General features: G+C 40.5%; 15 protein-coding genes. 13 read left to right on the forward strand and 2 right to left on the reverse strand.

Going from position 1 to position 14,164, the window contains the following annotated elements:
* From rbfA to NIS_RS02315, 7 genes are read left to right on the forward strand one after another with little or no spacing between them, the layout of a single operon-like run.
* The gene (gene rbfA / locus NIS_RS02285) at positions 1–351 is read left to right on the forward strand and encodes a 30S ribosome-binding factor RbfA (protein ID WP_012081799.1); all 351 of its coding nucleotides are present in this window, start codon (positions 1–3) and stop codon (positions 349–351) included.
* The gene (rimP, locus tag NIS_RS02290; RefSeq protein ID WP_012081800.1) at positions 348–776 is read left to right on the forward strand and encodes a ribosome maturation factor RimP; all 429 of its coding nucleotides are present in this window, start codon (positions 348–350) and stop codon (positions 774–776) included. The genes rbfA and rimP overlap by 4 nt, the downstream gene beginning before the upstream one ends.
* Entirely contained in the window at positions 770–1,771 is a 1,002-nt protein-coding gene (ribD, locus tag NIS_RS02295; protein ID WP_012081801.1) for a bifunctional diaminohydroxyphosphoribosylaminopyrimidine deaminase/5-amino-6-(5-phosphoribosylamino)uracil reductase RibD, read from the forward strand. The genes rimP and ribD overlap by 7 nt, the downstream gene beginning before the upstream one ends.
* The gene (gene ubiE, locus NIS_RS02300) at positions 1,764–2,492 is read left to right on the forward strand and encodes a bifunctional demethylmenaquinone methyltransferase/2-methoxy-6-polyprenyl-1,4-benzoquinol methylase UbiE (RefSeq protein WP_012081802.1); all 729 of its coding nucleotides are present in this window, start codon (positions 1,764–1,766) and stop codon (positions 2,490–2,492) included. The genes ribD and ubiE overlap by 8 nt, the downstream gene beginning before the upstream one ends.
* Entirely contained in the window at positions 2,476–5,637 is a 3,162-nt protein-coding gene (locus tag NIS_RS09935) for an EAL domain-containing protein (protein WP_012081803.1), read from the forward strand. Before ubiE ends, NIS_RS09935 begins: the two co-directional genes overlap by 17 nt.
* Positions 5,634–6,884 carry an exodeoxyribonuclease VII large subunit gene (xseA, locus tag NIS_RS02310; protein ID WP_012081804.1) on the forward strand — a complete coding sequence of 417 codons (1,251 nt, stop codon included), beginning with the start codon at positions 5,634–5,636 and terminating at the stop codon, positions 6,882–6,884. Before NIS_RS09935 ends, xseA begins: the two co-directional genes overlap by 4 nt.
* Entirely contained in the window at positions 6,835–7,236 is a 402-nt protein-coding gene (locus NIS_RS02315) for a gamma-glutamylcyclotransferase family protein (RefSeq protein WP_083754349.1), read from the forward strand. Before xseA ends, NIS_RS02315 begins: the two co-directional genes overlap by 50 nt.
* Here NIS_RS02315 and sppA read toward each other — a convergent pair.
* Together sppA and NIS_RS02325 are read right to left on the reverse strand one after the other, a co-directional pair.
* Entirely contained in the window at positions 7,222–8,112 is an 891-nt protein-coding gene (gene sppA / locus NIS_RS02320) for a signal peptide peptidase SppA (RefSeq protein WP_012081805.1), read from the reverse strand. The genes NIS_RS02315 and sppA overlap by 15 nt on opposite strands.
* Positions 8,099–9,316, reverse strand: coding sequence for an aminofutalosine deaminase family hydrolase (locus NIS_RS02325; RefSeq protein ID WP_012081806.1), 1,218 nt, complete (start codon positions 9,314–9,316; stop codon positions 8,099–8,101). The genes sppA and NIS_RS02325 overlap by 14 nt, the downstream gene beginning before the upstream one ends.
* Positions 9,317–9,381: 65 nt before the next feature.
* Here NIS_RS02325 and aroQ point away from each other — a divergent pair, with 65 nt between their 5' ends.
* Genes aroQ through NIS_RS02355 form a run of 6 tightly spaced genes read left to right on the forward strand, consistent with a single transcriptional unit; the run spans position 9,382 to position 14,160 of the window.
* Positions 9,382–9,852: a type II 3-dehydroquinate dehydratase gene (gene aroQ / locus NIS_RS02330; protein WP_012081807.1), complete on the forward strand. Its 471-nt coding sequence runs from the start codon at positions 9,382–9,384 to the stop codon at positions 9,850–9,852.
* A 15-nt stretch (positions 9,853–9,867) separates the two neighbouring features.
* Positions 9,868–10,881 (forward strand): aminopeptidase P family protein, encoded by a 1,014-nt coding sequence (locus tag NIS_RS02335; RefSeq protein WP_012081808.1) that lies wholly within the window; start codon positions 9,868–9,870, stop codon positions 10,879–10,881.
* Positions 10,882–11,367, forward strand: a complete 486-nt coding sequence (gene folK, locus NIS_RS02340) for a 2-amino-4-hydroxy-6-hydroxymethyldihydropteridine diphosphokinase (RefSeq protein ID WP_012081809.1) — start codon at positions 10,882–10,884, stop codon at positions 11,365–11,367.
* Positions 11,364–12,170: a P-loop NTPase gene (locus NIS_RS02345; RefSeq protein ID WP_012081810.1), complete on the forward strand. Its 807-nt coding sequence runs from the start codon at positions 11,364–11,366 to the stop codon at positions 12,168–12,170. Before folK ends, NIS_RS02345 begins: the two co-directional genes overlap by 4 nt.
* Before the next feature lie 9 nt (positions 12,171–12,179).
* Positions 12,180–13,199, forward strand: a complete 1,020-nt coding sequence (gene mnmA, locus NIS_RS02350) for a tRNA 2-thiouridine(34) synthase MnmA (protein ID WP_012081811.1) — start codon at positions 12,180–12,182, stop codon at positions 13,197–13,199.
* 31 nt (positions 13,200–13,230) lie between these two features.
* Positions 13,231–14,160 (forward strand): ribose-phosphate pyrophosphokinase, encoded by a 930-nt coding sequence (locus NIS_RS02355; RefSeq protein WP_012081812.1) that lies wholly within the window; start codon positions 13,231–13,233, stop codon positions 14,158–14,160.
* Positions 14,161–14,164: the final 4 nt, after the last annotated feature.

Raw genomic sequence — 14,164 nt, forward strand, 5'->3', positions numbered from 1 at the left:
ATGAAGAAAGGTCTCAAGGAAAAAAGAGCTGCGTCTTTGCTTCGTGAACTCATAGCTGAAGCTCTTGGAACACTCGATGATGCAATGCTTCGAGGTCTTACCGTTACAGAGGTGGACGTGAAGCGGGGAATGTACGATGCAGATGTTTATCTCGATAAGTCGATCTATACGCCCGAAGAGCAAAAAGAGATACTCAAACATCTTAAACGTGCCGCTCCGATCGTACAGTCTTACTGTTTGGAATCAAGTGGTTGGTTCAAATGTCCGAAACTTCATTTTAAGTTCGACGACATGCTCGAAGAGCAAAAGCGAATCGAAGAGCTTTTTGCAAAGATAAAGGACGAAAAGTGAGTTTGGAACAAGAGATCAAGCAGATCGTTGAGAGTTGCGGTGCGAAGCTTTATGATATCGAGACGGTAAGTGATCGGGGCAAAACGATCTATCGCGTGACAATTACAGCACCCGAAGGGGTAGATCTGCAAAAATGCGTTGAAATCTCCAACCTCATTTCCCCACTGCTCGATGTACACCCTCCAGTGAGCGGTGACTACAATCTCGAAGTAAGTTCTCCAGGAGTAGAGCGAAAACTGAAAAAACCTTCCCATTTTGAACACTCTGTCGGTGAAAAGGTGCGTGTAACAAAAAATGATGGAGAAACAATCGAAGGCGTTTTGAGTGATTTTCGTGACCATACTCTCACGCTTCAAACGAAGAACGGTCCAATCGAGATTCCTCTTGATCAAATCACATATGCAAAGACCATTTTTGAATGGTAAACTACGACAACTTTTTTATGGATATCGCCTTGCAAGAAGCATGGCGATATCAGGGTCTTACCTATCCAAATCCAGCGGTGGGCGCGGTTGTCGCGATCAATAACTGCATTATAAGCAAAGGTGCTCATACGAAGGCTGGTGCTCCACACGCAGAAGTAGAAGCGATCAAAAATGCATATTACACTTTGACGGGTGATGAACACGTTCTTCATCTACAAGATGCTTTGGAACTCCATGAATATCTTGTAGCAAACGCAAAAGATCTTTTCCATAATGCGACAATCTATGTTACATTGGAGCCTTGCAACCATTTTGGCAAAACTCCGCCTTGTTCACTCCTGATAAAAAAGTTGGGTTTTCAAAGAGTCGTTATCGCTTTGAAAGATCCCAATGAGGAAGCGGCAGGTGGAGCAAGTTTTTTACGAAACTGTGGCATAGAAGTGGATATTGGCATACAAGAGGAAAGAGCAAAGGTGTTGATAGAGCCATTTCTTCAGTGGCGTTCAAGTACATTTACTTTTTTCAAGCTCGCACAAGCCTTCAATGGCGTTATAGATGGCGGCATTATCTCTGGGGCAGAGTCAAGAAAGTATGTCCATGCCCTTCGTGACAGGATAGAACTCCTTGTTATCGGAGGTAATACCGTTCGTACGGACAGACCAATTCTCGATGCGAGGATGGTAGGAGGAAAAGCCCCCGATATTCTTATCTATTCAAGGAAAAAAGAGTTTGATACAACTATTCCTCTTTTTCAAATTCCAAACAGAAAGGTCTTTGTTGAAGAGAGCCTTGATAGGATCAAGGCGTATCGTTACGTTATGATCGAAGGCGGAGAAGGGATGTTGGAAGCTACAAAGGATCTAGTAGATTGGTATCTTTTTTTTGTCGCTCCTATACTCAAAGAGGGAAAGAGTTACCAAGTGCCACAAAAACTTCAATTTTTACACCAACAAACATGCGGAAAAGATATGATGATATGGAGTAGAAATGGATAAACAGAAAAAAATTGTTACGATGTTTGACAATATTGCAAAAAGTTATGATTTAGCCAACAGGGTTCTTAGTTTTGGTAGTGACATTGCTTGGCGAAAAAAAGCGTGCCAAAAGGCATATGATCTGTATAACAAAGATCGTGTAGAACAGGTTACGGATGTAGCGTGCGGGACAGGTGATATGCTGGGTTTTTGGGAGAAGATGGCACAAAAGAGAGGATTGGAGATCGAACGCTATGTGGGTGTTGACCCCTCACGAGGTATGTTGGAAGTGGCAAAGCAGAAATTTCCTCATTTTAAATATATGGAAGCGTTTGCGCAAAGTTTGCCATTGGAAGATGAAAGCAGCGATTTTGTGAGTATCACCTATGGCATTCGCAATGTTGTGGAAAGAGAAGAGGCTATCAAAGAATTCAACCGTATATTAAAACCGGGGGGAATGCTTGTTATTTTGGAATTTACCAAAAGGGAAAAACGCTCTTTGATGGATGGGATAGTTGAATTTTATATGAAAAGGGTGCTTCCAACCATTGGAGGATTGGTTTCAGGCAACAAAGAGGCGTATGAGTATCTGCCAAACTCTATCGATAACTTTTTGACAACAGAACAGCTTATCAGAGAGCTTGAAAGAAACGGATTTGTCATGCGCTATGTACGAGGGTTCTCCTTTGGCATATCAACGCTGTTTATAGCACAAAAACAAGATTATGGAAAAATTACCTAAAAATTTAAAGTTTAAAATCGCACTCATTTTTCTCGTCCCTGCTATTGGACTGCTCTTTTTTTCAAGCAGTTACGTATATGAAAAGTATAGTGCCTATACGAAAAGCCTCTATTTAGAACAAACCGTTCGATATACCAAGCATACGCTCAATCTCATTAAGAGCTTACAAAAAGAGAGAGGCCTATCAATAGCATGTTTACAAAGCCATACCTTTTGTCAAAAGCTAAAACTTCAGCGTGCCATCACCAATCAAAAGATACACGAGTACCAAACGTATCTGTTGCACAATGCTCAGGTATACTCTCCATTTATGCAAGATCACTTCAATACAATAGTTGAACGCATCAAACGTATAGAAGCTCTTCGAAACACCTTCGATAAAAATAGGCTCGATATGATAGAGGTTTTAAACCGTTATTCAGCGGTGATAAAAGAGTTGATTCACAGTATCGAACTGCTTGAACATGACTTTTTGAATGATACCTTTTTTAAAACGATAGTGAGTTTTAACACCATATTGAAAATTGCAGAGATTAATGGACAAGAGCGGGCACTTATTGCCTATATGATTGGCAATGAAAAGAAAAACGATACTCTCTTTCAAAAGCTTTTGCGTTTAGAAATTGAATTGCAAGAGTTGGAAAAGAGATTAAAGCATGTTATGCCGGTAAAAATACGAATCGTATACAATAAAACGATCTCTTTGAAGAAAAAAGAGCAGATTCAAACAATCAAACAAAAAATCATCAATAATCGACCAGTTGCTATAGATAAAACGAGATGGTGGCGCATTGCTACAAACTACATCGATACACTTTTTGTGGTAGAAGAGGCTATTTTAAAAGATATCTTGGCATGGAAAGAGAGGCTCAAACATGAGGCGCAAAAAGCTCTTTTTGTCAGTATAGCTATTTGGTTAGGCGCCATTGTATCACTTCTTTTGTTTGTGAAGATTTTTAGCTCTCTTTTGCATGAATTTACTCAGTATTTCAAAGAGAGTGAATTAGAGAAGCGAATGGCTACGATTTTTTCCAAGTTCAGTGAAAATATTCTTTTTATTCATAACGAGATCGCTCTTTTAAATGCCTATGCAATTTTAATCAACAGAACAGAGCTGTTTCAATTTCTCTTTTTATTTGATTGCAAGAGGCATGAAACGCTTTTTAGTGAAAATATTACTCCGGCTGCGATTTCTGAATTGCAAGAAAAATATATAGTAGATTTGATTCAAAAGGCAAAAAGAGAGCAGCAATACTATTTGGAACATTTTCCAAAACTTCCTAAAGAGTTTGGGGGTATCGAGGGTTTTTTAGTATTTCCTTTACATTATAAAAAAGAGTGCCGATATCTGTTGGTAGCAGGCATCAAAAATGTAGAAGATATAAAACTCCATATTTTAGACCAGCTCTATCGTATGACAGAACTTTGTGTGTATGGATTGGAGCAGATTGAATTGCAACAAAAGGAGAAAGCGCTCACGCAAGAGCTCAAGCTTTTGAGTCATACGTTTAATGCTCACGAAGCTATTACGATTACGGATGCTTCTGGCAAAATTTTACGTGTCAATAAAGCTTTTGAAGATATTACCGGATATAAGGCCGAAGAGGTAATCGGCAAAAATCCTTCCATTTTAAAATCTGGGATACATGACAAAGAGTTTTATCAGCAGATGTGGGATGCGATAAAACATCAAGGATACTGGAAAGGCGAAATTTACAATAAGAAAAAAGATGGGACGATCTATCCGGAAGTTCTATCTATTACCGCTATCAAAGATGAAAATGGAGAAATTAGCAATTATGTAGCCCACTTTTTTGATGTATCGGAGCTCAAAGAGGCGGAAGATGAGATAAAAAAACGAATAGAACTTGATCTTTTGACAGAAGTTTTTAACCGTAAAAAGATGGTTGAAGAGTTGGAAGTTGTACGCAAGAATGCCATTAAAGAAGGGTATTGTAATGCTTTTTTCTTTATCGATTTGGACAACTTTAAATATATCAACGATTCGTATGGACACTTTGTAGGAGACGAAGTATTAAAAGAGGTTGCGAAAAATCTCAAAGCAGTTGTGAAAGATGGCGATATAGTAGCTCGAATTGCCGGAGATGAGTTTGCGCTTATTCTGGTCGATCTTGCCAAAAATAAAGAACAAGCTGTTCATAATGCAACTTTGGTTGCAGAGAAACTCATTAGTGAATATAGCGGACAAAAACAGATAGGAGGGTATGACCTCGATATCAATTTCTCTATAGGGATCTATATTTTTCCAGCTGGTGAGCAGAGTGTGGATGAGATCATAACCAACGCTGATATTGCTATGTACAACTCGAAAAAGAGCGGAAGAAACAGATTTACCTTTTACAATGAGGCGTTGGATCTTGAGTCAAAACGCTTTTTGGTTATGAAAAAAGCGATTGAAAGAGGGCTGAAAGAGAAAGAGTTTGAGCTTTACTATCAGCCGAAAGTCGATGCAAGCAATGAAAAAATTGTTGGTATGGAGGGGCTGCTTCGCTGGAATTCAAAAGAGTATGGATTGCTGTTCCCTGATAAATTTTTCCCATATACGCGAGGCAATCGTCTTTTATATGAAATTACCGATTATGTTTTGGATGAGGCATTGCAGATGATTCAGATACTCAGAGAATCGGGCTATTTAGAGGTAAAAGTTTCAATCAATATTTCAGCCGAGCAGTTTATAAACAGAAAATATGTTGAGACGCTATTGAAAAAGATACAAAATAGCCATTATGCAGATGGACTCATTTTTGAAATCGTGGAAGATGCGTTAATCCAAAACGTGGAATATGCAAAAGATTTGATCAAAACATTTCGAAAATATTGCGTGGAAATTGCAATCGACGATTTTGGAACGGGATACTCTTCTTTGAGTTATTTGCGAGATCTGGATGTAGACGAGATCAAGATCGATAAAAGTTTTGTGTTAGATCTTTTTGAACATCAAAATGACAAGTTGGTTGAAAAAATTATTGAAATAGGAAAGATTTTTGGGTACAAGGTCACAGCCGAAGGGGTGGAAAATGCGCAGTCCATGCAATTTTTGAAAGAGAGGGGCTGTGATTATCTGCAGGGATTCTATTTTAGTCGGGCGGTTCGCAAAGAGGCGATTTTGAGGATGCTTGGATGAATGTCTACACTGTTTCACAACTCAATGAGCAGATCAAAAATCTGTTAGAGTCCCACTTTGTGGAGGTGTATGTCGAGGGGGAGGTGAGCCGACCCACATATCACACCAGCGGACATCTCTATTTTAGCCTTAAAGATGAAAAGAGTGTTATCCGATGTGTGATGTTTCGAAGCGCTTTGGCGAAAGTGCCGTTTCGCGTAGAAGATGGGCAAAAACTTATTGTAGCTGGAAAGATAGGCGTTTACAAACCAAGAGGCGAGTATCAACTCTATGCTACCGAACTTCATCCTTCCGGTGTTGGTTCTTTGCAATTGGCATTTGAACAGCTCAAAGCGAAACTGGAGAAAAAGGGATATTTTGCCTCAGAACTCAAAAAGCCGCTTCCAGATTTTATCCAAACTATTGCCTTGGTAACTTCCCAGACAGGTGCTGCCCTGCAAGATATGCTCCGTATCATTCAAAACAGATGGCCTTTGGTGAAAGTCTATGTTGTCGATACGTTGGTGCAAGGGAGCGATGCAGCACCTATGATTGCAAGATCAATAGCCTATGCCGACGGTTTGGGTGTTGATGTGATCGTGGTGGGAAGAGGTGGTGGAAGTTTGGAGGATTTGTGGCCATTTAACGAAGAGATTGTGGCTGATGCCATATTTGAAGCCAAAACGCCTATAGTCTCGGCAGTAGGCCATGAGATCGATTTTTTGATCAGCGATTTTGTCGCTGATCTTCGGGCGCCAACACCAAGTGCGGCGATGGAGATGATTTTACCGGATCGGCAAGAGATGCTGATGCATCTTGATCTGCTAATGCAGCGCCTTACAAAACGGATGCAAACGATACTTCAACTTAAAACCCAAGAGCTTGGTCATTTGCAAAACTCCCTTTTCCAGCTCTCTCCCCAAAAGCGCCTTGAGTTTTATGAAAAAGAGATTACCATTATGAATGAGCGGATGAATGAAACTATTACAGCGATATTGAAAAACAGTTCGCATGAGATACCGCATCTCAAAGCGCTTTTTGATCAAAAAATTGAGTGGATATGGAAGCAAAAAAAGCAAGACCTTACATCATTGCAGCAAAAGCTCACAATGACAATGGAAGCAAAAAAGATACCAAAAAACAGTGCACAGATGGTTAAAAATGGAAAACCGGTGTCACTTGAGGATATAGATGTCGGAGATGAAGTAGAATTACAAGATGTACACTATAAAGCGTTGGCGAAAATCCTGTCCAAAGATGCATTATAAACTGTTTGTATACGGGACACTTAAACAGGGGTATTGCAATCATCACTATTTGCAAAACGCCATCTTTTTAGGAAATGCGACAACATTATATCCATATCCGATGATAGCGCCCAAAAAAATCTATTCCTATCTCATTGATATTCCTGGCAAAGGCAAAAGAGTGCAAGGAGAGCTGTACGAAGTGGATTTGAGAACGTTGAAACAAGTTGACAGACTCGAAGAGGTGCCCCGCTATTACTTTAGAGCGAAAATTGAAGTGAAGGATGAGCAAGGAAATGTGCATGAAGCCTATACCTACTTTGTGACCAATCCTCCACCATTTTCGCAAAGGCACTGTTTAGAAAAGTTTTAATCCAAAAAGCATATCCACAATCATAGTACTGCTTTTTTGTGCCACTTGGTCCATAAATTTTTCCCACGGATCCTCTTTAGCCCAGATGGCTTTTCGAACACCGCTTATCTTTTCAAGCTCTTTTTTTGCTGAAAAATAATCACCTACCTCATCGATAAGTCCCACTTTTTGAGCCTGTCGAGCCGTAAAAATATGTGCTTCGGCAAATTGATCTTTGTTTTTTGGATCCAGCCTCCTAGCTTTCGCTACATCATGGACGAACATATCATAGGTGTCGTTGATGACTTTTTGCAGCTCCTCTTTTTCGTATGTTTTCCAAGGACGAAATGGCGTTCCGGCCTCTTTGTATTTTCCGGCTTTGACCACTTGTGGAGCAACGCCAAGTTTATCGAGCAAGCCTTTAAGATTTGGAGCTTCTAAAATCACACCGATGGAACCAACTGCGCTTCCTGGATTGGCGATGATCTTTTTGCTCCAAATAGATGCATAGTAGCTTCCACTTGCCAGTGTTCCGGCGGCATAGGTGATGACCGGTTTTTTAGCACTGATTCGTTTGATGGCTCGCGATATCTCAATACTTGGGGCTACCGCACCTCCCGGTGAACTGACAACGAAAAGAATCCCTTTGATGTTTGGCTGTTCAGCCAACTCTATTTTTTTGAGGATATTTTTTGCATCGATTATCGGGCCATCGAGTCGTATCTCCATAAGGTTTGGCTTTTGCAGCGTCGTTTTTTGAAAAGCTCCTAAGAGAAGTATGAGAACTAATAGTAGAAGGATTCCTTTGAAATATTTTTGCAAAAAATCAAGAAATGCCGTAAGAGGTGAAAAAAGTGTTGAAAAAAAGGAAGTTATGGAGTTTTTATTCTCTGACATGTTCTTCTCCTTGAATATAGACTTTTTTCGGTTTTGTGGTATGTAAAATTACATGGAGATAGAGATCTTCAACATTAGTTAAGCCTTCTGGTAGATCGATGAGTTGCATGTCCGCATCTTTTCCCACAGCTATCTCACCTCCCTCAAATCCAAGAGCATCATATCCTGCTTTAGTGGCACGGATAATCAGCTCTTTCGCAAATGTGGTAGCCTCTTTGTTAGGATGGACAAAAAGGGCGGCTTTGAGTTCTTCATACATATTGAGCGAATAGTTGGAACTGAGCCCGTCTGTAGCTATGGCATATGGAATGGATTTTATTTTTTCAAGGTCCAAAACACCGTTGCCAAGCAGCCTGTTTGAGATGGGACAGTGGATGATGTGGGCGTTATATGAAGCGATGGTTTGAATCTCTTCTTCATTGGCCCAGACCATATGGACAAAAAGGGTATGAAGCTCTTTGAAAAGTTCAAGAAAGCTTTTTGTGTCATTCACAGGTCTTGTCTGATTCAAAAACTCTTTGAAAAACTTGGCAAACTCCCCACTTCCTTTGTCGAGCCACTCTCGTTCAGCCCTGCTCTCCATAAAATGCACAGACACCAAAGAGCCATATTTTTTAGCGATATCGAGTGCTCTTTTGGCCAAGATGTAATGTACAGAGTAGGGCGAATGGATAGCGACAGCTGCCTTGAATCGTTCGTTCTCATGCTTTTTACTTTGATGAAATCGCTCCAAAAAAGAGGCATACATTACATCGGCGGTTGCAGCGTTTGAACCGATCACTTCGTTGAAATAGACGACTTTCAAAGCCGAATCGATGCAGGCTTGCAGGTCCTCTCCATAACTACTAATTGCGCCTATAGCGGTGGTTCCGGTTTGGATGATGGACGATAGGGTTTGCTCTAAACATGCCCCGTCACATAGCGGCAAGAGATCTTCTCGGTGTCGTATGACACTGTACAGCCATGGGATAAAGTCACCATATTGCAATGTTGCTTTGTTTGCACTAAATTCCAAATGGAGGTGAGGATTTGCAAATCCTGGGAGCAAAAGAGAATTTTCATCATGTTCGACTGCTGCATTGGGATATTTTTTGATCAAATTCTCTACCGTATCGATAGCTTCGATTTTTTTATCAAATGCAACAGCTTTATCTTGTATGATTGTTTGCGGAGTAAGAATTGCAAAAGGTTTGATAATTCGCACCGAGTCTCCTTGAAATATTTGATATAATCATACCTTAAAATAATACCGATAAAAAAGGAAACAGAATGAAAGTGATGGTCATTCAAGGTCCCAATCTGAATATGCTTGGCATTAGAGAGCAACATATCTATGGTCCTATGAAACTGGAAGATATTCACAAGCAGATGAAGAACTTCGCCGATGCGAATGGATTGGATATCGAATTTTTCCAAAGCAATCTTGAAGGCGAAATAGTCGACAAGATTCAGGAGTCTTTGGGAGATGCTGATGGTATCATCATCAATGCAGGAGCTTATACACATACATCCATTGCTATTCGTGACGCGATCGCAGCGGTACAGCTTCCCACAATCGAAGTGCATTTGAGCAATGTATATAGGCGTGAAGAGTTTCGACAAAAAAGTATGATTGCTCCAGTTTGTGCAGGAGTGATCACAGGTTTTGGACCATTTAGCTATCATCTTGCGATGGTTGCCATGCATCAGATTTTTCAAGAAATCGAAGCGCTCAAAGCGCAACAACCTCAACAGGCGTAAGCCTTTGGAGGTTTCATGAACTATATACTGAAAAATGAAAATGCTGTTTACTATGAGTGTGGTTTCAGCTGCGACAATGAACTTTTCATCGCTTTCAATAACGAACGATATTTTATCACGGATGCCCGCTATACTACGGAGGCCAAAGAGCAGATAAAAAACGCTGAGGTTGTTGAAGCTCGAAATCTTTATAAAGCTGCAAGAGAGATTATCCGAAAAAGCGGGGTTAAACGAATCTATTACGATCCAAATGATTTCAGTTGTGCCGATTTTTCTGAACTTTCAAAGCTCCGTATTGATTGGAGAAAAAGCGTACATCTTTCCTGGAAAAAACGGGTCATTAAAAGTGAAGAAGAGATTGCGCTTATCAAAAGATCGGTAGAACTGAATGCCGAAGCATTTGATGTTTTTGTGAAAAAGTTGCAAGAGTGCGAAGGGTGGAGCGAAAAGCGGCTCCATTTTGAAGCGATTGCATATCTTAGTAGATTTGGAGAATATAATCTCAGTTTCGATCCCATTTTCGCCATCGATGAAAACGCGGCAAAACCTCACGCACTTCCTAGTGAAAAAAGATTAGAAAAGGGTGATCTTGTACTCTTTGATGCCGGTATCAAATATAAGCGCTATTGCAGCGATCGAACGAGAACAGCTTTTTATGGAGAAGGCATTCAATTTGGAAAAGAACAAAGATTTTCAAATCCAAAAATCCAAAAGGCCTACGATGTAGTACAAAAAGCGCAAGAGCGTGCGATCGAGGCCGCTAGAAGCGGGATGAGGGCAAAAGATCTCGATAAGGTTGCACGAGAGATCATCGACAAAAGTGAATTTAAAGGTGCATTTGTCCACTCTTTGGGACATGGAGTCGGTCTTGATATCCATGAGATGCCTTTCATCAATGCAAGAAATGAACAGATTCTTGAAGATGGTATGGTATTTACTATTGAACCTGGCATCTACATTCCTGGCGAGTTTGGTATCAGAATAGAAGATATGGTTGTTTTGCGAAACGGACGGGCAGAGGTATTGTAGGTGCGAAAGAAGCTTAACGAAAATCTCGTTTTCTATTTTGATCCGCTCTATCCAAAAAACTTCTCCAAATACACAAAAGGTGAGATAGCCATCCTCGGAATAGGAGGCAATCTTGGCAATGTGCGGAGGCGTTTTCGCAAACTGGCTCTTTATCTTACCTCTCATCCACGTGTACAACTATTACGAACGGCGCCAATACTTAAAAACCCACCTTTTGGTTACTTGGAACAACCACATTTTTACAATTCCGTCATTGTTGTACAAACTACGCTCTCTCCGAAAGATCTGTTACATTTTTGCCTTCAAACGGAAAAGCGGTTCAAGAGGCAAAGAAGTTTCAAAAACGCTCCACGAACACTCGATATTGATATCTTGTTTTATGGAGAGAAGAGAGTCGAACAGAAAAATCTTACAATTCCGCATCCACACTGGAGCCAAAGAGATTCGGTACAATTGCCCCTACAATACCTGGTGGAGGGGCTATGAGATTTGTTACCATTACCAGTGGTAAAGGTGGGGTGGGAAAAAGCACTATTGCTGCAAACATTGCCTATCTTCTATCAAAATATGGCTATAAAGTCGCTATTTTTGATGCAGATATAGGTTTGGCCAACCAAGACATCATACTCAATGTAAAACCAAAATATACCATTTTGGATGTTTTGAAAGGCAAAGTCCGTTTTTGTGACGCGATCGTACCAATCAACGACAACCTTTTTTTGATTCCTGGAGAGAGTGGCGAAGAGATCTTGTCATTCGACAACGAAGCGCTTTTAGAAGAGTTTTATAAAGGATTGGAGCAGTTTAAAGATTTGGATTTTCTTATCATCGATACCGGTGCTGGAATTGGTGAGAGTGTCCAGAGTTTTGTAAGAGCTTCTACGGATACCGTTATTATCACTGTTCCAGACCCTTCAGCTATAATGGATGCTTATTCTATGATAAAATATTGCTCAAGAGTGAAAGAGAGTGTCAATATCGTTTTAAATCAAGTGAAACATAAGAAAGAGGCATTCACTCTTTTTAAAAAACTGGACAGTGTTGCAAAAAAACATCTTGAAAAGAGTATTGATCTCAAGCTCCTTGGATTTATACAAAAAAGCGGTGTTGTCGAGGAAGCTACAAAAATGAGAAAGCTTGTGGCAAAAGAGTTCATAACATCACTACCTGCTATTCAAATGGGAGATATTGCTAAAAGATTGACAGATTCGGTGGCAAAAGATGGAACAAAAATCAAAGAAAATGCAAATATTGCAGTTTTTTTCAAAAGATTGTTACAAAAATTTTAGAGGTGCGATATGAGTAAAAAGATAGTTGTGGCAATGAGTGGTGGAGTAGATAGCAGTTATACCGCTAATCTATTGCAAAGCAGAGGGTATGAGGTTATCGGTGTCTATATGAAATTTCACCCAAGGGAAGAGTATCATCAAAAAAACATTGCGAACATACAGAAAGTCGCGAAACATTTGGGCATTGAATACCATGTGCTTGATCGGACCAAGGAGTTTCAAGAGCGCGTTTATCAGCCTTTTGTCGATAGTTATGTAGCAGGTCTCACACCCAATCCATGTGCTATGTGTAACCGAGTGATGAAATTTACCGAACTAATAGAGTTTGCAGATGAACTTGGTGTGGACAATGTAGCTACGGGCCATTATGCGAAAACGGATGGTCAATTTATCTATGAAGCTACTGACAAAAGCAAAGATCAAAGCTACTTTCTCTTTAATTTAAAAAAAGAGTTTTTGCCAAGAATCATCTTTCCTTTGGGTGACTGGTACAAAGAGAATGTGAAAAAGGAAGCAATGAAAATTCTTTTGCTCAAAAGCATCGCAGAGCAAAAAGAGAGTAGTGAGATCTGTTTTGTGGAGACAAACTATATCGATGTACTCAAAGAGCATACCGAAGTGGAAATGCCAGGAGAAGTGGTCGATACACATGGCAAAGTGATAGGAGAGCATAAAGGGTATATGCACTATACGATAGGCAAAAGAAAAGGTTTTCGTCTTTTTAAAGCGCACCAACCTCACTATGTTCTAGATATCATTCCCCATAAAAACAGGATTGTCGTTGGTACGAAAGAGCAGTTGGAAAAGAGGCAGATCGTTCTTCGTGGACTGAACATGTTTTTGGATCAAAAGGAGTTTGATTGCTATATCAAAATCCGATACCGAACCCATAAAGTACCGTGTCACGTAAAAATTGACGGTTCCGTTGCAAGTGTGACCCTTAAAGAGCCCGTTTATGGTGTTGCAAAGGGACAAGCGGGCGTCTTTTACGATGAAGAGAAAGTATTAGGTGGTGGCTGGATAGTTTAGATATAATTGCAAAAACTTTTTAGGAGAGCAGATGAGAGGCTATAAGGTTTTCAGTGGTACCGCACATCCCGATTTTGCAGCTGAAATGGTTCAGTATCTTGGTGTTCCCATGTCACAGGCGACTGTGAGTCGGTTTAGCGATGGGGAGATCAATGTTCAGATTCAAGAATCTGTTCGAGGTAGAGATGTATTTATCGTCCAACCAACAGGAGCTCCCGCAAATGACAACTTGATGGAACTCCTTATCATGACTGACGCATTGCGCCGATCATCGGCTGCTTCCATCACTGCTGTGATGCCCTATTTTGGATATGCACGACAGGATAGGAAAGCGGCTCCTAGAGTACCAATCACTGCGAAACTAGTGGCAAATATGCTCGAAAAAGCGGGTATCACAAGAGTGATCACGATGGATCTGCATGCAGGACAGATTCAAGGATTTTTCGATATTCCTGTAGACAACCTCTATGGCTCTATCATTTTCAAAGAGTATGTCAAAAGCAAAAATTTGCCAAATCCTGTCATAGCGAGCCCTGACATCGGTGGCGTTGCCAGAGCCAGATATTTTGCACAAAAGCTGGGATACGATATGGTTATCGTCGATAAGCGAAGAGAAAAAGCGAACGAATCGGAAGTGATGAACATCATCGGAAATGTGGAAGGAAAAGATATCATCATCGTTGATGATATGATTGATACTGCTGGAACCATCGTCAAAGCGGCTGCTGCTCTCAAAGAAAAAGGAGCAAATTCAGTGATGGCTTGTTGTACCCACCCAGTGCTAAGCGGGCCAGCATATGAACGAATAGAGAATGGTGAGTTGGATGAACTCGTCGTTACCAATACACTCCCCCTCAAAAGAGAGAGTGAGAAAATCAAGGTACTTTCAGTTGCAAACCTCTTTGGTGAAGTGATCCGAAGAGTGTACTACAATGAAAGTGTCAACAGCCTCTTTCGGTAAAAAG

The sequence above is a fragment of the Nitratiruptor sp. SB155-2 genome, assembly GCF_000010325.1.
In the GTDB taxonomy this organism is placed as follows: domain Bacteria; phylum Campylobacterota; class Campylobacteria; order Campylobacterales; family Nitratiruptoraceae; genus Nitratiruptor.

Coding starts and splice junctions, on each gene's coding strand:
- rbfA (WP_012081799.1), top strand. CDS start 1: ATGAAGAAAGGTCTCAAGGAAAAAAGAGCTGCGTCTTTGCTTCGTGAA.
- ribD (WP_012081801.1), top strand. CDS start 770: ATGGTAAACTACGACAACTTTTTTATGGATATCGCCTTGCAAGAAGCA.
- ubiE (WP_012081802.1), top strand. CDS start 1,764: ATGGATAAACAGAAAAAAATTGTTACGATGTTTGACAATATTGCAAAA.
- NIS_RS09935 (WP_012081803.1), top strand. CDS start 2,476: ATGGAAAAATTACCTAAAAATTTAAAGTTTAAAATCGCACTCATTTTT.
- xseA (WP_012081804.1), top strand. CDS start 5,634: ATGAATGTCTACACTGTTTCACAACTCAATGAGCAGATCAAAAATCTG.
- NIS_RS02315 (WP_083754349.1), top strand. CDS start 6,835: ATGTACACTATAAAGCGTTGGCGAAAATCCTGTCCAAAGATGCATTAT.
- sppA (WP_012081805.1), bottom strand. CDS start 8,112: ATGTCAGAGAATAAAAACTCCATAACTTCCTTTTTTTCAACACTTTTT.
- aroQ (WP_012081807.1), top strand. CDS start 9,382: ATGAAAGTGATGGTCATTCAAGGTCCCAATCTGAATATGCTTGGCATT.
- NIS_RS02335 (WP_012081808.1), top strand. CDS start 9,868: ATGAACTATATACTGAAAAATGAAAATGCTGTTTACTATGAGTGTGGT.
- NIS_RS02345 (WP_012081810.1), top strand. CDS start 11,364: ATGAGATTTGTTACCATTACCAGTGGTAAAGGTGGGGTGGGAAAAAGC.
- mnmA (WP_012081811.1), top strand. CDS start 12,180: ATGAGTAAAAAGATAGTTGTGGCAATGAGTGGTGGAGTAGATAGCAGT.
- NIS_RS02355 (WP_012081812.1), top strand. CDS start 13,231: ATGAGAGGCTATAAGGTTTTCAGTGGTACCGCACATCCCGATTTTGCA.